Genomic DNA, 21012 nt, shown 5'->3' with positions numbered 1-21012 from the left:
GCCACCACGCTAGAACATGAACCCGGCTTCAGCTCAAGGCCGCCGCCGGCCGCAGCCGGGGGGTCGCCCACGCGACGGCCACGGCGCCGACGCCGACGGCCACCCCGGTCAGCACCGCCGCGGACACCGACAGCGCGTCGATCGCGACACCGCCTGCGAGCGAACCGGCGGCCACGCCGAGGTTCGCGGCGGAGGCCGGCAGCGACTGCGCCACCGCGCCGCCCGGACCGGCCAGGTCGACCACGCGGTACTGCAGCGATGCCACCATGCTCGCCGCGACCATGCCCAGCACCAGCAGGACACCGGCCACGAGCACCGGGACCGCGCCGACGAGGTGCAGCACCAGCAGTGCCACGGCGATCCCGGCGGTGCCGGCCACGAGCGTGCGGGCGGCGTCGCGATCGGCGAACCGGCCCCCGACCAGCGATCCCGCGGCGTTCGCCACCCCGTAGACCAGCAGGAACACGCTGACCAGCTGCCCGGAGACGCCCGTGACGCCCTCCAGGAAGGGCACGATGTAGGTCATCGCCGCGTACAGCGCCGCGAACACCAGCACGTGCAGCGCCAGCACGGCGAGCACGCGCGGGGCCAGCGCGTGGCGCACCTGGTCACCGGTGCCACCTGCCGTGCCGGGCACCGGCGGCGCCAGCAGCGCCAGCGCCACCACGGCCACGCCGCCGAGCAGCGCCACGGCGACGAAGGTGCCCCGCCAGCCCAGCGACTGCCCGACCAGCGTCCCCAGCGGCACGCCCAGCGCCCCCGAGACCGCGATGCCGGAGAACACCGCGGAGATCGCCCGGCCCCGGCGGGCGGGCTCGACGATCGCGGTGCCCATCGCGAACGCCGCCGCGATGACGAGCCCGGCCGACGCGCCGGTCAGCACGCGCACGGCCACGAACGCGGGGTAGCCCATGGCGGGCACGACGGCCGGGGCCAGCACGGCCAGGAGCGCGGCCCCCATCCCGCCCAGCAGCACGCGGCGGCGGTCCCACCGGATCGTCGCCACCGTCAGCAGCGGCCCGCCCAGCGCGACGCCCAGTGCATAGGCCGTCACCAGCCCGCCGGCGGCGGGGATCGTGACCTGCAGGTCGTCCGCGATCCGGCTGAGCAGCCCGACCACGAGCATCTCGGTGCACCCGAGCACGAACGTGGCTGTGAACAGGGCCGCGAGTACGCGGCGCACGTGAACGGAGCCGGCGTTCGCGGTCTCGGTATCGATGGCGGTCATGACACTCCCTCTCGTATGGCAACCGAATGATTGCCACAGTATGGCAACCATACGGTTGCGTCAAAGGAGGGAGGGTCGCTGCCGCTCCTACAGCGGGAGCGCCGTCTCCAGCGCGCCACCGGCCGGCCCACCGGCGCCCCGCCTGCGGAACGACTCCTGGCCGAACGCCGCCCCCACCATCTCCGGGGACATCGCCAGGAACGGGCCGAAGTCGCCGATCTGCGAGGGTGGGCGCGCATCGCCGCGGTCTTGGCCGCCATCACGGAGGTGACGTCGACGACCGTGGTGATCTCCGACTCGGGCAGGCCGAACTCCTCGACGCCCTCGGGGGTGGCGTCGTCGCCCCAGCTCGGGTTGGCCTTCATCAGTCGCATCATCCGATCGCGGTTCACCGAGGCCTCATAGACCTGGGTGATGCCGGCCAGGTCCGCGGCGAGCAACCCGACGACGTGGACCTGGACGTGGTCGGGGTGGCCGTAGTTGCCGTGCGGGTCGTAGACGGTGAGGACATCGGCGCCCTCCTCGACCAGCACCTTGGCCAGCCGGCCGGCGGCGGCCGCGGGGTCGACGTTGCAGAACGCCTCGGGGCGCGCGTTCTCCGGGGTGCCGGCCATCCCCGAGTCGGCGTAGCCCAGCATCTCCAGGCGGTGCACACCGAGCGCGGCGGCGGATGCCTCCAGCTCACTGCGGCGCCGGTCGACGAGGAGCTCGCCCTCGTCGAGCAGGCCGTCGGGGAACTCACCCAGCGCGCCGTCGGTGGCCGTCACCAGTACGACCCGGTGCCCGGCGTCGGACGCGAGGCGCATGACGCCGCCGGTGAGGAACACCTCGTCGTCGGGGTGGGCATGGAAGCAGACGAGAACGCTCATGAGACAGCTTGACACGGCGACACGATCACCCGCGTGGCCGCGTCCCGGTTCCGGGAAGGACGGTGTCGGGGGTCTGCGCCCCGTGTACCCGGCCGCGCCACGAGCTGCGGTCGCGGCCGGATCGATCTCGCTCTACGATTCGCCCCAGCAGCGGGCTGGGAGGGTACGTGGTGGCAAACGATGATCTCAGCGCGAGTGGATCGGTGAACGTCTTCGGCGGCGACGACGCCATGGGCATCCACGTGCACCGCGAGGGCCCGGTGACGGTCGTGGCGGTGTCCGGCGATGTCGACCTCCTGACAGCCGACCACCTGCGCGACACGCTCGCGGCCGAGGTCGCCGTCCGTCCGGGCGTGCTCGTCGTCGATCTGGACAGCGTCGAGTTCCTGTCCTCCACCGGGCTGGCCGCGCTGGCGCTGGCGCACCGGGCCGCCGTGGCGGCAGGCGTCGCACTGCGGATCGTGGCGACGTCGCGGGTCACCCTGCGCCCGTTGCAGGTCACGAGCATGACCGAGGAGCTGTTCGTCTTCGGCAGTCGCGCCGACGCGCTCGCCCCGGAGTCCGGTACAGCGCGGTCCCTGCGAATCGGATGAACGCGTCGCGCAGCGAGTCCGCCGTTCCCGACGACACGGCGGTGGCCGCGCTACGGGAGGGATCGCCGCTGGCGGCGGCGCCTGCTGCCCCGATCCCTGCTGCCCCGATCCCTCCTGCACCGCTGCTCGCAGCCGCCGGGGCCGACCTCGTCCACCCGATGGTCGGCGAGCACGAGCTCGCCGACGCCCGCACCCGGCTCCACGCGTGGGCGACGGCGGTGGGGTTGTCCTCCGACGTCGTCGCCGACGTCGTGCTGGCGGGCTACGAGGCGATGGCCAACGCGGTCGAGCACGCCTACCAGGGCGAAGGTCGCCATGTCGAGCTCTGCGCGACGTGCACGGGAGACGGGTTCGCCACCGTGAGCGTCCGTGATCGGGGACGCTGGCGGCCGCCGCCCGCCGACCCCGAGCTGCGGGGCCGGGGGCTGATCCTGATCCGCGAGCTCGCCGACGAGGTGGAGATCGACCAGGGCGCCGCGGGCACATCGGTCCTGATGCGATGGCGGCTGCCCACCGCCATCAGCTAGCCCGCAACCATCAACCAGCCGAGCGCCGGATCACGAGCAGGGCGATGTCGTCGCGCCCCGCGGTGCTGAAGTGCTCGAGCAGCCTGGTGCACAGCTCGTCCGACGACGCGTCGGCACCGGCGACGACGCGCAGGTCCTCCAGCGCGTCGTCCAGGTCCACGCCCGGCCGCTCGATCAGCCCGTCGGTGACCAGCACGATCGACCACGCGGGTGGGAGCGCGTACCGGGCCGCGGGCGGGTGGGGCCTGCGCAGGCCCAGCATCGGCCCGCTCACATCGAGGTAGCGGCCCTCGCCACCCTCCACGAGCAACGGCGGGAGGTGCCCGCCGTTGGCGATCAGCAGCTCGTTGCCGGCGACGTCGAGCAGCATGACGCACAGCGTGGTGAACTCGCTGGGGTGGTAGTGCTGGATCAGCGTCTCGAGCCGGTCGAGGATCGCGCTGGGACCGTGCCCCTCGATGGCGTAGGCGCGCAGCGCGTGCCGCAGCTCCACCATCACGGTCGCCGCGTGGATGGAGTGCCCGGCGACGTCCCCGATCGCGATGAGCAGCTGATCGTCGTCGAGCTCGACGATCTCGTAGAAGTCGCCCCCGATCTCGGCGTTGTCCGCGGCCGGCACGTAGCGCACCGCGGTGTCGAACCCGGGGCGTTCCGGGGGGTGGTCGGGCAGGAAGCTGCGCTGCAGGGTGAGCGCCAGGCTGTGCTCCTCGGCGTAGAGCCTGCGGGTGTCGGCGGCGAGCACGGCGGCGTTGCCGAGCTGCACGAGCAGGCCGACGTGCTCGTCGCGCAACAGCGGTACCTGCACGGCGAGGCAGACGGGTGGCCCCGAGCTCTGCGGGCGCACCACCAGCGCGTGCCAGTCGTCCGTCCCGGTGTCCGGGCCGGGCGGCAGCAGGCTCTCGAGCACCGCCGATCCGGGCGGATGCACGATCCCTTCCGGGGCGGCCATCACGTCGCGGAGCAGGTCCGGTGGCGCGAAGTCGAGCTGCGGCGCGGCACCGGTCGCCGCGACCACGGCCCGGCGCAGGCGCCCGCTCGGTGTCCGCACGACGGCGACGGCCGGGCAGGCGAGCACGGCGGCGGCACCACCCGCGATGGCGGCGGAGAGCTCGTCGAAGGTGCTGGCGCCCTGCATCGCCAGCGTCGCCGCGGTGAGCCGGCCGAGCCGCTCGGCGAGCTGCTCGGCGTTCGCCCGGGCGCGGTAGTAGCGCAGGACGGCATCGACGGTGGCGATGAGCTCGTCGGGCTCGACGGGTTCCACCAGGTAGGCGTCGGCGCCGCGGGTGAGCCCGTGTGCGCGGTCGGCGCCCCGCACCGAGGTGGCGGACAGGTGGATCACCGGGTGCCCCAGCGCGGGGGTGGACTTGATGCGCTCGCAGATGTCGAAACCACTCATGTCGGGGAGTCCGACGTCGAGCACGACCAGGTCCACGTGCTGCGCGACCAGCGCGGCCAGCGCCGCGGCGCCGGTGGTGGCCTCCACCACCTCGTACCCGTGTCGGCGCAGCCAGTTGCTCGTGATGTAGCGGCTCGCAGGCGTGTCGTCGACGACGAGCACCACGCCGCGGCTCTCGACGTCGGTACTGATGTCGGGGGTCATGTGGTGCCTCCCACGAGCCGGTTCGCCGCGGCCGCGGCGGACAGCAGCAGATCCGGGGTGAACTGGGCCTTCCCGAGCACGGCCGCGGTGGCGCCCAGCGCGGCTCGCCGGTCGGCATCGAGGTCGGTGGCGGTGATCACGACCACCGGCAGCCGGTGCAGCGCGGGGTCGCGGCGCATCTCGGCGAGCACGGCAGCGCCGTCGGGTGCCGGGATGTCGAGATCGAGCAGCACCAGGTCGGGCCGGTGCTCGCGCAGCCGGCGCAGCGCGTCCGTGCCGTTGTCCGCTTCCGTCACGGCCGTCGCGTGCCCGTCGAGCGCGTGGCGCAGGATCAGCCGGAACGCCGGGTCGTCGTCGACGACGAGCACCGCGCTCAGCTGCTCGGGAGGTCGCTCCTCGGAGGCGAACGGGAGCCGGAGCGTCATGACCGTGCCGCGCCCCGGTTCGCTGGACAGGCCCAGCGAGCCGCCGAGGATCTCCGCGACCCGCCGCGCGTAGGGCAGGCCCAGTCCGGTGCCGCCCTGCACCGGCTGCAGCTCGCTCCGCACCTGGTAGAACTCCTCGAAGACGCGGCCCTGGTGCTCGAGTGGGATCCCGATGCCGGTGTCGGACACCGTGATCTCCACGGCGCCCGCGGCCCGGTCGGGACGCACGGCGCACCGGATCTCGCCGTGGCGGGTGAACTTGACCGCGTTGCTCAGCAGGTTGCGCAGGATCCGCCCGAGCAGCACCGGGTCGGTGACCACCGGCTCCACCCGGTCCGGCCGGTCGACGACGATCACGACGTCGCTCGAGGCGAGCAAGGGCTCCACCGCCGCCCGGACGTGATCGATGATCATGGAGACGTCCGTCGGTTCCGGATGCGGTTCGATCTGGCCGGACTCGGCCTTCGCGACGTCGAGCAGGTCGTTGACCAGTGAGAGGAGCATCGAGCCCGAGTCGCTGATCAGCTCGATCTGGTAGCGCTGGTCGGCGGTCAGCGGATCGGATCCGGGGTCGAGCAGCAACCGGGAGAGCCCGAGCACGGAGTTGAGCGGGGTGCGCAGCTCGTGGCTCACCCCGGCCCAGAAGCGGGTCTTGCTCTCGCTGGCCTCGCGCAGCCGGGTGGTGGCCTCGTCGAGCTCGGCGTAGAGCGCGACGACGCCGCGGTTGGTCTGCTCGAGCTCGTCCGACAGCTCGGCGTGCATCGCCAGCACACCGCGGTTGGTCTCCTCCAGCTCGGAGTTGGCCCGGACGAGGTCCTCCTGCCGCGCCTGCAGGTGCTCGAGCGCGTCGAGCAGGTCCTGGTTCTGGCTGCGCAGCGCGTCGAGCGAGTTGACCGGCCGAGCCCGGCATTCCCGGCGCAGCCGTTCCACGTGCTCGGCCGTGGCGCCACCGGCGTCGGGCGGAAGGCGTTTCGTCAGTGCCACGGAACCACCATCGGATCGGGAGATCACGTCGTGGGTGTCGGTCAGCCGGGCCGCCGCCGCGAACCCTTCGACGGCCGCCAGATCCGTTGCCCGCGGTTCGCTGCCGCTGCCGCCCGGCAGGCGCCCGGTCCACTCGGCGGTGATCACCAGCGCCGGCGCGGGTCGATCGGCGAGCGACAGCGTGATCGTCGCGGCCCCCGGGAGCATGCAGATCTCCCTGCTGAGCTCGCTGATGGCCGTGGCGACGCGGACCTGGTCCTGGTTCACCAGCCCCACGAGCGCGGCGACGTCGCGCCCGCGTTGCCGCGCGAGGTAGACGTCCTGCTCGCTGTGGATCGAGAGGCGCAGGATCTCCCCGGGACGCGGCCGCCTCACGGCCGGTCCGTTTCGACCGGAGCCGCTGCGACCTCGTCTGGCGCCCCGTGGGCCACCCCGACCAGCACGGATGCGTCGTCCTGGCGCACCCCGGAGTCGCGCAGCAGCGTGGCGGCGAGCAGCAGCGGCGGGCGTTCCAGCAGGGAGCGCACGTCGTCGATGAGCCAGTCGGCGCGGACCCCGTCGGAGTGCAGCACCACCATCGCCCCGGCCGGCAGCGGGTAGTCGAAGGTCCGGAAGGTCGGACGGCGGTAGCCGGCCACGCCGCCGATGGAGGTCATGCTGCGCTTGCCGTCGGGGTGGATGACGGCGCCGGAGATGTTGCCGACCCCGACGAAGTGGACGGATCCGGTGCGCGCGTCGAGCTCAGCAACCGCGACGGCGCCGCCGCGGGTTCCGGTCAGCGCGCTGTGGATCCGGCGCACCGCGGACTCCGGCGACAGGAAGGCCTGCTCGGTCGTCTCGAAGGCGCGCACGGCCTCGCGGGCCGCCATCGCAGCGAGCGGCCCGTGCCCGGACCCGTCGCACAGCATCAGGTACACGCGCCCGGCTTCCCGTCGGACGCCGTAGGCATCGCCGCAGATGTCCTCGCCGCCCAGCGCGCGGGTGATGCCGGCGATGTCACCGGCATCCTCGACGGGGTGGCGCGACCGCCCGCGCTTCGCGGCCTCGAAGCGGGCAACGAGCACGGTGCCGCGGTCCGGGTGGGAGCTGATGTCGAGCTGGTTGGCCAGCCTGCTGATCGCGCCCAGCCCGATGCCGAGAGTGCCGCCCGTCGAGGCACCGTCGCGCAGCGCGGCCTCGATGTCGGTGATGCCGGGACCGGAGTCCATGGCGACCACCTCCACCGCGCTGCGGCGGTGATCGCGGAGAGCGCGGAGCAGGATCGCCCCGCTGTGGGCGTGGCGGTGCAGGTTCGTGGCGATCTCCGTGACGGCCAGCCCGACCTCAGCGACCCGCGATGCCGGCAGACCCAGCTGTTCGGCCAGGTGTTCGGCCGAACGCCGGGCTCCGCCGATCGCGCTCGCATCCTGCACGACGAGCCACGCCACGTCCTCGGCGCTCGGACTCGTCACCGCGTCCATTCGGTCACCGGGCCCACTTGGTGACCGTGACGGTGGTGCCTGCGCCGACCGCGGTCGTCAGGTCGAACTCGTCCACCAGCCGGCGTGCACCGCCGAGGCCGAGACCCAGACCGTTGCCTGAGGTGTACCCGTCGGTCAGGGCCTGCGCGACGTCCGGGATCCCGGGTCCGGAGTCGGCGAAGCTGGCACGCACCCCGCGCCGGCCGTTGCGCTCGACCGGCTCGACCGTCGCGATCCCGGATCCGCCGTAGACGAGCGTGTTGCGGGCGAGCTCGCTGGCCGCTGTGATCACCTTCGTCTGCTCGACCAGCGACAGCTTGGCCTCGATGGCCAGCGAGCGCACGAGCTGGCGCACCCGGACGACGTCGTCGGAGCTCTGGATGGGCAGCGTCGCGGCCGCGCCGGGTGCGGTCACGGCCCGGTCGCCGTGTCGCCGATGTCACCGACGCCACGGCCCTCACCGGCCAACAGGACGTCGGTTTCGTCGAGGTCGGTCAGCCCGCGCGCGGCGGCCAGCCCGCGCAGGATGCGCAGGCCCTTGTCGAGGTCGAGCGCCGTGCGGACACCGTCGAGGGACAGCCCGAGCTCGACCAGGGTGATGGCGACGGCCGGGCGCATGCCGACCACCACCGTCTCGGCGTCGAGCACGCGCGAGAGCGCCGCGGTGGTGGCGAACATCCGGCCGATGAAGGAGTCGACGATCTCCACCCCTGAGATGTCGATCGCGACGCCCCGCGCCCCGGTGGCCACGATCTTCTCGGCCAGGTCCTCCTGCAGCGCCAGCACGGAGTCGTCCTGCAGGTCGACCTGGATCGACACCAGCAGGACGTCGCCGAGTGACAGGATGGGAACTCGGTCCATCACAGACCCTTGCCGCGGCCCCGGCGCACGACCTCGACGCCGCTGTTGCGCAGGGCGTGCAGCAGCGCGTCGGCCAGCGTCGCCTTCGTCGGGATGTCACCGAACTCGATGCCCAGCGCCACGATGGTCTGGGCGATCTGGGGACGGATGCCGGAGATCGTGCACTCCGCGCCCATGAGGCGGGCGGCGACCACGGTCTTGAGCAGGTGCTGTGCCACCTCGGTGTCGACGGCCGGCACTCCGGTGATGTCGATGATGGCGTGCTCCGAACCGGTGTCGACCAGCGCCTGGAGCAGCTTCTCCATCACGATCTGGGTGCGCGCGGAGTCGAGCGTGCCGATGAGGGGCACCGCGAGCACGCCGTCCCACAGCTTCACGACCGGTGTGGTCAGCTCGAGCAGCTGCTCGGCCTGCTCGGCGATGACCTCCTCGCGGGCCCGGCTGTAGCTCTCGAACGTGAGGAGTCCGAGCGCGTCGACCCATCGCGAGATGGCGATCACGGTCTCCTGTGCCTGACCCGTGGTGCCCGCGAGCCCGAACAGGGCTTCCTTGAGGGCGAAGATGGCCGATGCCGTCTCGGTGGGGGTGAACCCCCGCCGGGCGCGGTCGCGGGACAGCTCGCCGAGCAGCGCGCGGACCCCCGCATACCCGTCGGACCGCACGTCGACCTCGGAGCGGTCGAGCGCGTCGATGAACGCCGCCAGCAGCTCCCCGCAGCTGCGCTCCAGCTCGGGCTGCGCGACCCGACCCTGCAGGGCGGGCGCGGCTGCCCGCACCCACAGCGTGCGCACCTGGTCGGGGTCGCCGCGCACGAGATCCCGTATCAGCTGGCCCTCGTCAGCCATTCGTACACCTCACAGAACGTCGTTGCAGATGAAGTTGCAGCCGGATCGGCACGGGTGGCGCGCGCGGTCCGCGCACAGTAATGCGCCCAACCGGTGATCGGGCGTGCCACGGAGCCGATGATCCGATGCCGGGTTGGGTGGGCTGGGCAATCGAGACCTTTCCGCGGGGCGTCACGCGGATCTGGCCGGGGGAGCCGAGGTCGTCACCGCGTCCGGGCACGATCGTGCCACCGGCTGTGGGTCCAACCGAGATGAACCTTAAGCAGCGGCCGGTGCCACAGCAAGCCGCCGCGCAGGAGCGCCCTACCGGGTGACGACGGCCGCGGCGACGACGGCGGCGAGGTCACCGGTGCGTTCGTGGACGGCGCGCTGGCGGGTGGCGCCGGTGCCGCGGCGCAGCACGGCGCCGATCAGCTCGCGCACGACCGGGAGATCGCCCGACTGCTCCAGCGCCGCGGTGACGTGGTGGAGCAGTGCGGTGATCACATCGGCCGCGGGTGCGGGTCGCCAGGTCCGGGGATCGATCAGCACGTCGTCGAGGCCGGACCGGCCGGCCCGCCAGGTGGCCAGTCGCAGCACCTCGGTGCGGACGGGGTCGGGTGGGATGCCGGCGTCGGCGTCTCGCACCGCGGTGTCGACGAGCGCCCTGGCGAGTGCGGCGACGAGCACGGCGTCCTGGGGTTCGAGGCAGACGTCGGCCACCCGGATCTCGAGGGTCGGGTGGTGGGCGGAGAGGCGGGCGTCGAAGTAGAGCATGCCGTCGTCGATGACGGTGGCCGTGTCGAGCATGGCCCCGGTGACCTCGCGGTAGCCGGCGAGTGAGCCGAACAGGCCGGTCGGTCCGGCCGAGGGCCAGCGCCCCCACACCTGGCTGCGGAAGCTGCCGTAGCCGGAGTACGCGCCGTCCCAGAACGGCGAGTTGGCCGAGAGCGCGAGCAGGGGCGCCAGCCACGGCCGGATGCGGTCGAGCGCGGCAACGCCCTCCTCCTCGGACGCGATGCCCACGTGCACGTGGCAGCCGCACGTCAGCTGCTCGGACCCGGTCAGCCCGAAGACCTCGAGCATGTGCTGGTAGCGGGCTGCGGCGACGACCGTCGGGGTGACGGGCACCGGCGAGGTCGCCAGCGGTGCCAGCGCGACGCCCCTGGACCGGGCAGCGGCGGCAGCCCGGCTGCGGGTGCGGAGCAGTTCGCTGTGCAGGTCACCGAGGTCGTGGCAGGGCCGGGTGCCGGTCTCCACCTGCTCGCGTTGCAGCTCGCCGGTCAGGTCCCCGTCGTCCCCGATGTCCCCGACGTCCCCATGGTTCGCGGCCTCGCGCGCTGCGGAGGTCAGGACCGCTCCGGCCACGGCCCGCGGCTGCCCGGAGTCGGGATCGACGAGCAGGAACTCCTCCTCGACACCAACGGATCTCGGGAGTTCCCCAGCGGTCATGGCAGCAGTATCGGGCCGGCCGACCGGCGCTGCCCACCGGGCGCGGGTTGTCTCGACGGTGATGTTCTGCACGCGGGTGCCGTCACGGTCATCGTGCTGATCTTCGGGTGGTTCCTGCCGCCGCGGCGCCTGCTCAGGTGAGCCCGCTCAGGTGCGCGTGTCAGCGCCGCCGGTGAGCCAGTTGCCGTAGACGGCGAGCGCGCCGTTGCCGTAGTCGCCGTCGACGTCGCGGGCCAGGTCGGCGATGGTGACGGAGCGCAGGCTCTGGCGCCAGGCGGTTTCGGCGCCCGCCATGGCGCGGGTGATGGCGCACGGGGCCGTGCATGCCTCCGGTGCGGCGGCGAGCGGGCCGCGTTGGCGGATCTCGGTGCAGACGAAGGCCGGGCCGGGCCCGTCGATGGCCTCGACGACGTCGAGCACGGTGATCAGCTCGGGGGAGCGGGTGAGGACGTAGCCGCCCGCCTTGCCCTGGACCGAGGAGACGAGCCCGGCGCGGGAGAGCGCCTGGAGCTGCTTGGCGAGGTAGCTGGGTGACACGTCGTGCAGCTGCGCCAGCCGCGCCGCGGGAGCCGGCTCGTGCGCGGAGGTGAGCACGACACAGCAGTGCAGCGCCCACTCGACCCCGCCGGAGATCTTCACGACACCACCCTATTCCCTACCGGGCTTGACTCGGACACCAAGCGTCCGAGTATTGTCTCGGACATCAAGTATCCGAGTTTGTGAAGGGGTGGACATCGTGAAGATCTCCGTCATCGGGGGAACCGGGCTGATCGGCTCCCGGGTGGTCGAGAACCTGAACACCGCCGGGCACGAGGCCGTACCGCACGCGCTGTCCACGGGCGTGGACGTGATCACCGGGCAGGGTGTGGCCGCGGCGGTCGCCGGTGCGGACGTGGTGGTGAACCTGACGAACTCGCCGACGTTCGACGCAGCGTCGCCGGAGTTCTTCCAGACCTCCATGGACAACCTGCTGGCCGCTTCGCAGGACGCCGGCGTGGGGCACTTCGTGATCCTGTCCATCGTCGGCGTCGATCAGGTGCCCGCGCTCGACTACTACCGGGCCAAGGCGCTGCAGGAGGAGATCCTGCGGGCCGGCACCGTCTCGTACTCCATCGTGCGGGCCACGCAGTTCATGGAGTTCATCGACGCGGTGCTGTCCTGGACCGCCGACGAGCACGGTGTCCGGCTGCCCCGCACGCCGATCCAGCCGGTCGCGGCGGCCGACGTCGCCGCCACCGTGGCCGAGGTCGCCGCCGGGACACCGCGCAACGGCGTCCTCGACCTGGGCGGGCCGGACATCTACGCGCTCGACGAGCTGGGCCGCATCGCACTCGCAGCCAAGGGTGACCCGCGGCCGGTCATCACCGATGACACGGCCGGGATGTTCGCCGCCGTTCCCGGCGACGTGCTGCTGACCCGCAACGGCGCACGCATCGCCACCGTCCGCTACGCCGACTGGCGCGCGACCGCGCTGGCCGCAGCTCGCTGAGCCTTGATCAGCCCGGGTCCGGGGGCGCGGGGCTGGTGGGGGTGTCGTTGCGGGGACCCCACATGGCCGCGAACCGTTCGGTGAGGCGCTCGTGGGCCTGCTGCGCGGCGGCGTCGAGGAGTACCTCCCGATCGGCGGCCGCCGTCGCGATGTGGTGGCGCAGCTGCTCCGCGTCGGAGGTCCAGGCGAGGTCGAGCAGCCCGTGCCAGGCGGCGAAGGAGGCGACGATGTCGCCGGGGGTGTGGCCGCTCACCGCAGGCGGCGGCGCCGTGTCGGCGAAGGTGGCGAGCAGCTCGGTGATGCGGGGCTCGCCGCGGAGGTGGCCGCTGCCGATCTCGCGGATCGCGTGGCCGAGGGTGGCGAGATCGGCGGCCGCGAGCGTGACGAACGACAGGCGGCCGAGCTCGGTGTGTCGATCGGTGCCGACCAGACGCGGGCTGGTGAGCTCCTGGGTCGGCAGCACGCGCATCCAGATCCGATCGAGCGCCTCGATGCCGGATCCGTCGGCGAGCACGGCGGGCAGCGTGGTGCGCGGCGAATCGGCGGGCGGTGCGCCGACGAGCGCGTGCAGGGCCTGCAGGAGCTCCTCGGCGACGGCCACGAACTCGTCGCCGAGATCAGGAACCGCGACTTCTCGTTCTTCGATCATGCTGGTCAGGACGCTACCGGAGGGGTACGACAATTCCGGTGATCTTCGGGCCGGGCGCGCAGGTGATGTTCGGGATGCGCGCGAGCCTCAGCGCTTGAGAGAGTCGGCCGAGCCTCAGCGCCCCGACGTGAGCAGCTGCTGGCGCGACCGGATGCGGCGGGCGAGGAAGTCGGTCAGCACGGTCTCGAAGATCGCGTTGTCGTCGCCTGCGACCATGTGGTGGGCGCCGGGGATCGACGCGTACTCCGAGTGCGGGACGAGGTCGAGGAACCGGCCGGCGTCCTCGACGCTGAGCACGTCGGAGCTGCCACCGCGCACGAGCATCGTCGGCACCCGCAGCGTCATGGCGGCAGCGCCGAGCCGGGCGGGGTCGATGAGCTTGTCGCGCTGCACGGCCTGGTCGCTGGAGGAGCGCAGGAACGCCGGGTCCCAGTGCCAGAACCAGCGGCCGTCGCGCTGGCGCAGGTTCTTGCGCAGACCGTCGACGTTGCGGGGGCGGGGGCGGTGTGGGAGGTACTCGGCCACGGCGTCGGCCACCTCGTCGAGGGTCGCGTAGCCGTCGGGCCGCGCCGTCATGAACGCGCGGATCCGGTCGGTTCCCTGCGGCTGCAGGAAGGGTGAGACGTCCACGAGCACCAGCCCGAGCGCGAGGTCGGGACGCCTGCCCAGCGCGGCGAGCGCGGCGTTGCCGCCCAGCGACGCCCCGACGAGAACGGGCGGCCGTTCGAGGTGTTCGACGATGCGCGTGATGTCGTCGGCGAAGCGGTCGAGGCTGTAGCCCTGGTCGGGAGACCACTCGCTGTCGCCGTGTCCGCGCTGGTCGACGGTGAGCGCGTACCAGCCGTCGGCACCGAGGTCCACTGCGGTGTCCCGCCACGACATCCGGGTCTGCCCGCCGCCGTGCAGCAGGACGACCGGCGTGGCGGCGGGGTCGCCGTGCGCGTCGGCCTGCAACTTCACCTCACCCGCGTCGATGGAGATCGTCTCGACGGTGCTCGGAGCCGGAGCCTGGGGGTTCGTCACCCACAACCCGTACGCCACGGACCGCTGCGGGGCAACTGCGGTGTGTGCGAACCCTCAGTCCGGCGCCCGGCGCAACGCGAGCTGCTGGACCGGCGAGTCCGCGGCGAGGGAGTAGCACGCGTTCATCAGGCCGGGCGCGACGTCCAGCCCGGTGCGGGCCCAGGTGCCGTCCGCCCGGTTAGCGGCGGTGTGCTCCGTCCGGGTGCGCATCTGCAGGTAGACGGTGAGCACGTGGGCGGCCGAGAGGTCGAGGGCGAGGGTGAGGAAGTGGCTGCAGCCCCGCGTGCCGCCCATGATCTCGAGGACGTTGCGCCGGTAGCCGCGGCTGAGGCTCAGACCCTTCAGTCGGGCGATCGGCGCGGCGGTGAAGGCGCACCGGTCGTAGGGCTGCTGCTCGGCGTGGCCGGTGACGCCGGTGATGACCAGGTCGGGCACCGAGACGCTGGCCTCGATGCGCAGGTCGTGGATGAGCTCGACGTCGGTCGGGTCGTCGACGGCCACGCTGGTGTCGCGCAGCACGGCCACGAGCCGGATCGCGGCGTCGGACAGCGGCACCAGGTCGACGGACTTCTCGCGGCGGGCCGAGCGGTCGGTGGAGGACCCCACCTCGATCACCGCCACCGGTGCGACGGGACTGCCGACAGCCTGATGGATGGGCAGCGGGGCCACGACGAGCAGGAACTCGCGACGTCCGGCGGCGCGCGGTCGGGCGGTGGAGCCTGCGCGTCAACACCGGTGGCCGGCTCACGTGCAGGGCAACGGCCGCCCGCTGGCCCGGGTGCTCGGGCGCGCGTCGGTCAGCGACACCTACAACATCGGCGATCGGTTGCGGCGCCCGATCGGCGACCTGGTCGACATGATCACGCTGCGTCGCCCAGGTCGTGGAGATCCACGCCCCGTTCACCCATGGCGAGACGATGGCGTACGCCCCGCTGGGGCTGTGTGCGGCGGCCGACGCGCGGATCGCCGTCGCGACGGGTCAGGGTGGGGCCAACCAGTTCTCCACCTGCACCGTCGTCGCCGGGGCGTAGCCACCTCCTTGCGCCGGGTGCCGGCATGCCGACAATGGGGCATGAGCTCCGTGATCAGGACCCCCGACGCCGATGTTCTCGACGTCACCGGGCTCGGCGGCTACGTCCGGTGGCTGGCCGCCCGCGGCCGCCCGTTCGCCTCCTACGACGAGCTGTGGCGGTGGTCGGTCGAGGACATCGAGGGGTTCTGGGCGTCGATCTGGGAGCACTTCGGCGTCCAGGGCACGTTCACCGACGTCCTGGGTTCGCCCGCGATGCCGGGCGCGCAGTGGTTTCCCGGTGCCGAGCTCAACTACGCCGAGCACATGCTCGGACGGCCCGAGGACGCCGACCGCGTGGCGGTGCTCGCGTACTCGCAGACCCGCGAGCGTCTCGATCTGACCTTCGGGGAGCTGGCCGAGCAGGTCGGGCGTGCCCGCGCCGGGCTGCAGCGGCTGGGGGTCGGCCGGGGAGACCGTGTCGTCGGGTTCGTGCCCAACATCCCCGAGGCGCTCGTGACGTTCCTGGCCTGCGCGTCGCTCGGCGCGATCTGGGCGTCGTGCGCGCCCGAGTTCGGTGCCCGCAGCGTCGTGGACCGGTTCGCGCAGATCGAGCCCACCGTCCTGCTCACCGTCGGCGGCTACACCTACGGGGCCAAGGAGATCGACAAGACGGTCGAGGTGGCGGCGATCCGGGCCGGTCTGCCGTCGCTGCGCCACGTCGTCGCGGTGCCCTACGGCCCGCACGAGGTGCCCGACGCAGTGGCGTGGGCGCAACTGCTGGCTCAACCGGGTCCCGTCGCGTTCGACCGGGTGCCCTTCGACCACCCGCTCTACGTCCTGTTCTCCAGCGGCACGACCGGGTTGCCCAAGGCCATCGTCCATGGTCACGGCGGGATCCTGCTCGAGCACCTCAAGACGCACGCGTTCCAGCTCGACACGCGCCCCGGCGACCGAGTCCTCTGGTTCACGACCACCGCGTGGACGATGTGGAACATCCTGATCTCGGGCCTGCTGCTGCGGGCGGCGGTGGTGCTCGTCGACGGTAACCCGTTGCACCCGGACCTCATGGCGCAGTGGCGGATCGCGGCCGATGCGGGCGTCGCGCTGCTGGGCACGAGCCCCGCCTACCTGATGGCGTGTCGCAAGGCCGGGATCGAGCCCGCCCGTGAGGTCGACCTCTCCGCGCTGCGCATGCTGGGGATCACCGGCTCGCCGCTGCCCGACGACGGTTTCGACTGGGCAGCCGAACAGCTGGGCACCGAGGTGCTGGTCAACTCGATGAGCGGTGGCACCGACGTCTGCTCCGGGTTCGTGGCCGGCAACCCCTGGTTGCCGGTGTACCGGGGTGAGCTGGCCGGCCCGTGCCTCGGTGTGGACGTGACGGCGTTCGACCCGGCGGGCAACGAGGTCGTCGACGAGGTGGGGGAGCTGGTGATCCGGCAGCCGATGCCGTCGATGCCGGTCGGCTTCTGGAACGACCCGGGCGATGAGCGGTACCGCTCCTCCTACTTCGACGCCTACCCGGGGGTCTGGCGGCACGGGGACTGGGTGACGATGTCGCCGCACCGCAGCTTCGTGATCTCCGGGCGCTCCGACGCCACGCTCAACCGCGGCGGGGTGCGGCTGGGCACCGCGGAGTTCTACGCGGTGGTGGAGGAGCTGCCCGAGGTCTCCGACTCGCTGGTCGTGCACCTGGAGGACGCCGAGGGCGGCCCCGGGCGGCTCCTGCTGTTCGTCGCGTTGGTCGGCGATGCCACGCTCGACGACGCGCTGCGCAACCGGATCCGCGGCGCACTGCGGTCCGAGCTCTCGCCGCGCCACGTCCCCGACGCGATCGCGGCGGTGCCGGCCGTGCCCCGCACGATGACGGGCAAGAAGCTGGAGAAGCCCATCAAGCAGATCCTGCAGGGCCGGCCGGTAGCCGAGGTGATCAGTGCGGACGCCGTCACGGACTTCGCGGCGGTCACCGCCTTCCTGGAGCCGGGTCGGTGAGGGGTGCCGCGCCCGTCCGGTTCAGGGCAGCAGCACGATCTTGCCGCGGGTGTGCCGCTGCATGAGCTCCCGGTAGGCGGCGCGGACCTCGGTGAGCGGGAACGTGGCGGCGATCGGGACCTCGAGCTCGCCCGCCGCGACGAGCTTCGCGAGCTCGCCGAGAACCTCCGCGGTGGACGCCGCCATCGACCCCTCGACCTTGACGCCGGTGCGCGCGGCGGCCTCCCAGTCGATGATCGTGTTGATCCGGTCCGGCGCGACGCCGAGTTCCAGCGCGAGGTCGACGTAGCCGCTGCCGAACGTGTCGATGAACGCGTCCACCCCGCCGGGCGCGACCGCCCGGATGCGGTCGGCGACGCCGTCGCCGTAGGTCACCGGGATGATGCCGTGGCCGGTGAGCCAGTCGTGGTTGGCCGCGCTCGCCAGCCCGATGACGGTTGCGCCTGCTCGGCGCGCGAGCTGCACGGCCAGCGACCCCACCCCGCCCGCCGCACCGGAGACCACGACGGTGTCGCCCGGGCCCGCGGCGATGGCGCGCACCGTCGCGTGGGCGGTGGCACCGGCGACGAACAGCGCCCCGCCCATCTCCCACGACACGGCGGGGTCGCGGTGCACCAGGTGCTCGGCGGGCACGACGACGAGCTCGGCATGGCTGGCCCGGGTGTCCACCCAGCCGATCACCTCCGCGCCCACCGCCCACGTCGACACGTTCGGCCCGATCTCCTCGATGACTCCGGCCAGGTCGCTGCCCTCTCCGGAGGGGAAGGACGCGGGCCACGTCTCGTGCAGGCCCCCGCCGCGGATCAGGTTCTCCCCGGGGTTGATCCCGGCTGCTCGGACCCGGACGAGCACCTCGCCCGCCCCCGGTGTCGGCCGCGCCACCTCCCGGACCTGGAGGACCTCGAGGTCCCCGTACTCGTCGAACTGCACGGCAAGTGACATCTGACGCTCCTTGTTCGGATCTGCTGTAGGAGCCATACAACCCGCGTCTGATGAGTCTCTCCATGCTGGATCGACGCGATGAAATATGCGATCGTCTCATCTTGTGGACGTTCTGACCGACCTGTTGCAGCGTTCCCGCGCCCGCGGGGCCGCGTTCTCCCACTCGACGGCGCGCGGTGACTGGGGCGTGCAGTTCCCGCGCGGGGCCAAGCTCGCCATTCACGGGATCCTCGGTGGCGAGGCGTTCGCCTGGACGGACAGTCCCGCTGATGCCCGCCGGGTGCTCGCCGGTGATCTGGTGCTGGTGCGCGGCCCGTCGTCGCAGCAGATGGCGCACGCCCCGGGCGCCCCCGTGGTCCCGTTCGACAAGCATCCGCCCACGGGCCCGTTCGGCGGGGCGAACAAGATGGACTTCGGCTCGGGTTCCGGCCACCCGACCACGTTCTTCTGCGGCGCCTACACGTTCGACGGCAACCTGTTCGACGGTCTGCTCAGCGGCCTTCCGGACCTGACCGTGGTGCGCGCGCGTGCCGGCTCCGGCCTGCGCGCGACGCTGGACGTCTTCGCGGGCGAGCTGCTCCAGCAGACGCCGGGGCAGCAGGTGCTGCTGGACAGCCTCCTGGACGTGATCCTCGTCCAGGCGTTGCGCGAGCAGCTCACCGCAGACCTGGAGTCGGCGCCGGACTGGTATCGCGCGATGTCCGATCCGGGGATCGGCGCCGCACTGCGCGCGATCCACAACGCGCCGCACCGACCGTGGACGGTGGCCGGACTGGCCGCCGAGGCCGCGCTGTCGCGGGCGAGCTTCGCGCGTCGTTTCACCGTCCTGCTCGGCCTCGCCCCGCTCACCTACGTGACGAACTGGCGGATGGCACTGGCCCGCGAGCAGTTGCGCGACGGCGACGCGGGCCTGGCCGCGGTGGCCCGCTCGTTGGGCTACGCGTCGGAGTTCTCGTTCGCGGCCGCCTTCAAGCGCCACCACGGCGTCGCGCCGGGCCGCTGGCGCGCGACCGCAACCCCCGCCTGATCCGTTCACGCCGCGCGCCGCAGGTGGGTGGCCGGATTCCTGCGCGGGACCTGCTGCGGGTCGATCCACGCGGGCGGGATGAACTCCGGGAGCCCGTCGCGGACCTGGATGATCCACTCGCTGTCGTGTTGCAGGCGGTGATGCGCCTTGCAGAGCAGGACGCAGTTGTCGAGGCTGGTGTCGCCGCCGTGTTCCCAGTAGCGGATGTGGTGCCCGTCGCACCAGGAGGGTGGTCGGTCGCATCCTGGCCAGGCGCAGCCGTGGTCGCGGATGATCAGGGCTTTGCGGATGGCGTCGGGGATGGTGCGGGTGGTGCGGGCGATGTCGAGCAGCTGGCTGGATCCACCGAGGACGGTGGGGATGATCCCGGAGTCGCAGGCCAGGATCCGGAGTTCCTTGGCGGTGAGTGCGCCGCCGAACTCGAGCATCGCGGTGCGGGCCCGGTTCTCCAGGTCCTGCAAGGAAATGGTGACGTTGACATGCGGTCGGTGTCCGCCGCGGTGGGGGACGTCGCCGTGGTCGAGGACGAACCCGCAGGTATCGGCGAGTGCGTCGGCTTGGCGTTGTCCGATCGTGCGCGAGTCTTCTTTGTCGAGGGGCTTGGACTTGGCGTCGAGGAGTGCGGCGATCGTGGCGAACTTCAATGCGCTGTCGATCCGGCCGGTGATGGTGCCGCCGGATCCGTTCTTGTTGGGGCGGATCTGCAGGTCATCAACGGGTTGCGGATCCCGGTTGTCGGGCTCAGGTCCGTCCTGGTCGAGCAGGGTGATCAGGTCGGTGCCGTGGCGGAACAACCGATCCGGCGTCGTCGTCGCGGCGGTCGCGGCCAACTCGGCCTCGACCACGGCGAGGTCGCTGGTGCTGACCCGCGATGCGGCAGAGCTCGACAGCACCTTGGCGATGACTTCGACGTGACGCAAGGTCGCCTGTCCGGCGTGGAATGCCGCTGCGGTGGCCGGCAACAAGGCCGGCAGTATGGCGCCGTCGAGGGAGACGCGTGGGCAGACTTGTTCAGCGGCCATCGAATGGCGGCGGGCCTCGGCCCATTCGAACCCGAGCTGATCGACCAGGGCCCGGTTGGCCGACTTGTAGCCGCGCTCGACGAACGCGCCCCGCCGCTGCAGCTCGGCCACGGTGTCGACGGTGAGCACGGTCAGCTGCCGCCGGACTCCTTCGCTGACCCGCAGCGGGGCGAGGCGCTCGTCATCGCTGCCGTGCTCGACCACGGATCGCAGCGCAACGGTCGCCTCGCGAAGGAGGCGGTGCGCGTCGGCGACGGTGCCAGACATACTCACATCCTACTCGAACACATGTTCGATCTCTAGTGTTTCGAGAGGTATTTCTGCAGCTCAGAGCTGTTGTGCGTGTCGTATCGGCCGTGCGCGCGCAGCGCGGGTGAGTCGCTTCCAGTTCGTCGCTGACAACTCCACCACCTACCCGGTGAAGCGGCTGTGCGCGCTCGTCGAGATCGAGCGGTCCTCCTACTACGCATGGCAGAAAGGTGCCCGAGCCCGCGCGCGGCGGGCCGCAGCCGACGCCGCGCTCGCCGCGCGGATCCGCAGGATCCACACCGACGACAACACCGTCGGGGCTCCACGGGCGACCGCCGAGCTCAACGACGGCGTCCCGCCCGGCGAGCGGGTCAACCACAAGCGGGTCGCGCGGGTGATGCGTGAACACGGCATCGCCGGCTACCGGCGCCGCTGCCGGGTCACGACCACGATCCCCGAGCCCGCCGACCAGAAGGTCCCCGACCTGCTCAAACGGGACTTCACCGCCCCGGCGCCGAACCTCGCCCATCTGCCACTGGCCGACGGGTCGAACCTGTACCTGGCCACGGTGATCGACTGCTACAGCCGGCGCCTGGCGGGCTGGTCGGTCACCGACCACATGCGCGTCGACCTCGTCGCCGACGCGCTGACCAACGCCGCGCAGACCAGCGCCGCCCTGACCGGGGCGATCTTCCATTCCGACCACGGATCGGTGGGCGGATTCAACTGGTCGTCGCAACACCTCGATCATGGAGGTGTTCGGCAGTGGCGACGAAGGACTGGA

At 72.2% G+C, this 21012-nt stretch carries 21 protein-coding genes and 1 pseudogene; 7 read left to right on the top strand and 15 right to left on the bottom strand.

The features are described 5' to 3' along the window. Positions 1-28: 28 nt before the first annotated feature. Together ACFPFQ_RS37375 and ACFPFQ_RS37370 are read right to left on the bottom strand one after the other, a co-directional pair. Entirely contained in the window at positions 29-1228 is a 1200-nt protein-coding gene (locus tag ACFPFQ_RS37375; RefSeq protein WP_379627580.1) for an MFS transporter, read from the bottom strand. Further along, complete coding sequence (locus ACFPFQ_RS37370; RefSeq protein ID WP_379627578.1) at positions 1225-2097, bottom strand: PIG-L family deacetylase; 873 nt, start codon at positions 2095-2097, stop codon at positions 1225-1227. The genes ACFPFQ_RS37375 and ACFPFQ_RS37370 overlap by 4 nt, the downstream gene beginning before the upstream one ends. 167 nt (positions 2098-2264) lie before the next feature. Here ACFPFQ_RS37370 and ACFPFQ_RS37365 point away from each other — a divergent pair, with 167 nt between their 5' ends. Further along, the gene (locus tag ACFPFQ_RS37365) at positions 2265-2690 is read left to right on the top strand and encodes an STAS domain-containing protein (RefSeq protein WP_379627576.1); all 426 of its coding nucleotides are present in this window, start codon (positions 2265-2267) and stop codon (positions 2688-2690) included. Next, positions 2687-3217, top strand: coding sequence for an ATP-binding protein (locus tag ACFPFQ_RS37360; RefSeq protein WP_379627574.1), 531 nt, complete (start codon positions 2687-2689; stop codon positions 3215-3217). Before ACFPFQ_RS37365 ends, ACFPFQ_RS37360 begins: the two co-directional genes overlap by 4 nt. Positions 3218-3227: 10 nt before the next feature. Here ACFPFQ_RS37360 and ACFPFQ_RS37355 read toward each other — a convergent pair whose 3' ends face one another. From ACFPFQ_RS37355 to ACFPFQ_RS37320, 8 genes are all read right to left on the bottom strand, one after another. Then, positions 3228-4817, bottom strand: coding sequence for a SpoIIE family protein phosphatase (locus ACFPFQ_RS37355; RefSeq protein WP_379627572.1), 1590 nt, complete (start codon positions 4815-4817; stop codon positions 3228-3230). Further along, positions 4814-6601 (bottom strand): ATP-binding protein, encoded by a 1788-nt coding sequence (locus ACFPFQ_RS37350; RefSeq protein ID WP_379627570.1) that lies wholly within the window; start codon positions 6599-6601, stop codon positions 4814-4816. Before ACFPFQ_RS37350 ends, ACFPFQ_RS37355 begins: the two co-directional genes overlap by 4 nt. Continuing rightward, positions 6598-7686: a SpoIIE family protein phosphatase gene (locus ACFPFQ_RS37345; RefSeq protein WP_379627568.1), complete on the bottom strand. Its 1089-nt coding sequence runs from the start codon at positions 7684-7686 to the stop codon at positions 6598-6600. Before ACFPFQ_RS37345 ends, ACFPFQ_RS37350 begins: the two co-directional genes overlap by 4 nt. A gap of 4 nt (positions 7687-7690) precedes the next feature. Further along, entirely contained in the window at positions 7691-8101 is a 411-nt protein-coding gene (locus ACFPFQ_RS37340; RefSeq protein ID WP_379627566.1) for an anti-sigma regulatory factor, read from the bottom strand. Continuing rightward, complete coding sequence (locus tag ACFPFQ_RS37335; RefSeq protein WP_379627564.1) at positions 8098-8547, bottom strand: STAS domain-containing protein; 450 nt, start codon at positions 8545-8547, stop codon at positions 8098-8100. The genes ACFPFQ_RS37340 and ACFPFQ_RS37335 overlap by 4 nt, the downstream gene beginning before the upstream one ends. After that, positions 8547-9392 carry an STAS domain-containing protein gene (locus ACFPFQ_RS37330; protein WP_379627563.1) on the bottom strand — a complete coding sequence of 282 codons (846 nt, stop codon included), beginning with the start codon at positions 9390-9392 and terminating at the stop codon, positions 8547-8549. Before ACFPFQ_RS37330 ends, ACFPFQ_RS37335 begins: the two co-directional genes overlap by 1 nt. Positions 9393-9695: 303 nt before the next feature. Next, positions 9696-10823: a carboxylate-amine ligase gene (locus ACFPFQ_RS37325; protein ID WP_379627561.1), complete on the bottom strand. Its 1128-nt coding sequence runs from the start codon at positions 10821-10823 to the stop codon at positions 9696-9698. A gap of 147 nt (positions 10824-10970) precedes the next feature. After that, entirely contained in the window at positions 10971-11462 is a 492-nt protein-coding gene (locus ACFPFQ_RS37320) for an RrF2 family transcriptional regulator (protein ID WP_379627559.1), read from the bottom strand. Positions 11463-11559: 97 nt separating this feature from the next. On the opposite strand from ACFPFQ_RS37320, the gene ACFPFQ_RS37315 reads away from it, so the two are divergent. Further along, positions 11560-12312, top strand: coding sequence for an SDR family oxidoreductase (locus tag ACFPFQ_RS37315; protein ID WP_379627557.1), 753 nt, complete (start codon positions 11560-11562; stop codon positions 12310-12312). A 7-nt stretch (positions 12313-12319) separates the two neighbouring features. On the opposite strand, the gene ACFPFQ_RS37310 is transcribed toward ACFPFQ_RS37315, so the two are convergent. The 3 genes from ACFPFQ_RS37310 to ACFPFQ_RS37300 form a co-directional block, all read right to left on the bottom strand. Further along, entirely contained in the window at positions 12320-12961 is a 642-nt protein-coding gene (locus ACFPFQ_RS37310; protein WP_379627556.1) for a hypothetical protein, read from the bottom strand. Positions 12962-13075: 114 nt separating this feature from the next. Beyond that, on the bottom strand, positions 13076-13984 hold the full coding sequence (locus ACFPFQ_RS37305) for an alpha/beta fold hydrolase (RefSeq protein ID WP_379627554.1): 909 nt from the start codon (positions 13982-13984) through the stop codon (positions 13076-13078). Between the two features lie 54 nt (positions 13985-14038). After that, positions 14039-14605, bottom strand: coding sequence for a DUF2889 domain-containing protein (locus ACFPFQ_RS37300; protein WP_379627552.1), 567 nt, complete (start codon positions 14603-14605; stop codon positions 14039-14041). A gap of 260 nt (positions 14606-14865) precedes the next feature. On the opposite strand from ACFPFQ_RS37300, the gene ACFPFQ_RS37295 reads away from it, so the two are divergent. Together ACFPFQ_RS37295 and ACFPFQ_RS37290 are read left to right on the top strand one after the other, a co-directional pair. Further along, positions 14866-15015, top strand: coding sequence for a hypothetical protein (locus ACFPFQ_RS37295; protein ID WP_379627550.1), 150 nt, complete (start codon positions 14866-14868; stop codon positions 15013-15015). Positions 15016-15056: 41 nt separating this feature from the next. Then, the gene (locus tag ACFPFQ_RS37290) at positions 15057-16988 is read left to right on the top strand and encodes an acetoacetate--CoA ligase (protein WP_379627549.1); all 1932 of its coding nucleotides are present in this window, start codon (positions 15057-15059) and stop codon (positions 16986-16988) included. A gap of 21 nt (positions 16989-17009) precedes the next feature. On the opposite strand, the gene ACFPFQ_RS37285 is transcribed toward ACFPFQ_RS37290, so the two are convergent. After that, complete coding sequence (locus ACFPFQ_RS37285) at positions 17010-17930, bottom strand: NADP-dependent oxidoreductase (RefSeq protein WP_379627547.1); 921 nt, start codon at positions 17928-17930, stop codon at positions 17010-17012. A gap of 103 nt (positions 17931-18033) precedes the next feature. On the opposite strand from ACFPFQ_RS37285, the gene ACFPFQ_RS37280 reads away from it, so the two are divergent. Next, a complete protein-coding gene (locus ACFPFQ_RS37280; protein WP_379627545.1) occupies positions 18034-18957 on the top strand; it encodes an AraC family transcriptional regulator in 924 nt (307 codons plus the stop codon). A gap of 5 nt (positions 18958-18962) precedes the next feature. Here ACFPFQ_RS37280 and ACFPFQ_RS37275 read toward each other — a convergent pair whose 3' ends face one another. Further along, positions 18963-20246 carry an HNH endonuclease signature motif containing protein gene (locus tag ACFPFQ_RS37275; RefSeq protein WP_379627543.1) on the bottom strand — a complete coding sequence of 428 codons (1284 nt, stop codon included), beginning with the start codon at positions 20244-20246 and terminating at the stop codon, positions 18963-18965. A gap of 97 nt (positions 20247-20343) precedes the next feature. Between ACFPFQ_RS37275 and ACFPFQ_RS37270 the strand changes: the two are divergent. Next, positions 20344-21012: pseudogene (locus ACFPFQ_RS37270) on the top strand (IS3 family transposase); the annotation flags it as partial.

The sequence above is a fragment of the Pseudonocardia sp. GCM10023141 genome, from assembly GCF_042653605.1.
The sequence above is the reverse complement of the archived record's forward strand: the minus strand, read 5'-3'. Positions and strand labels throughout refer to the sequence as shown.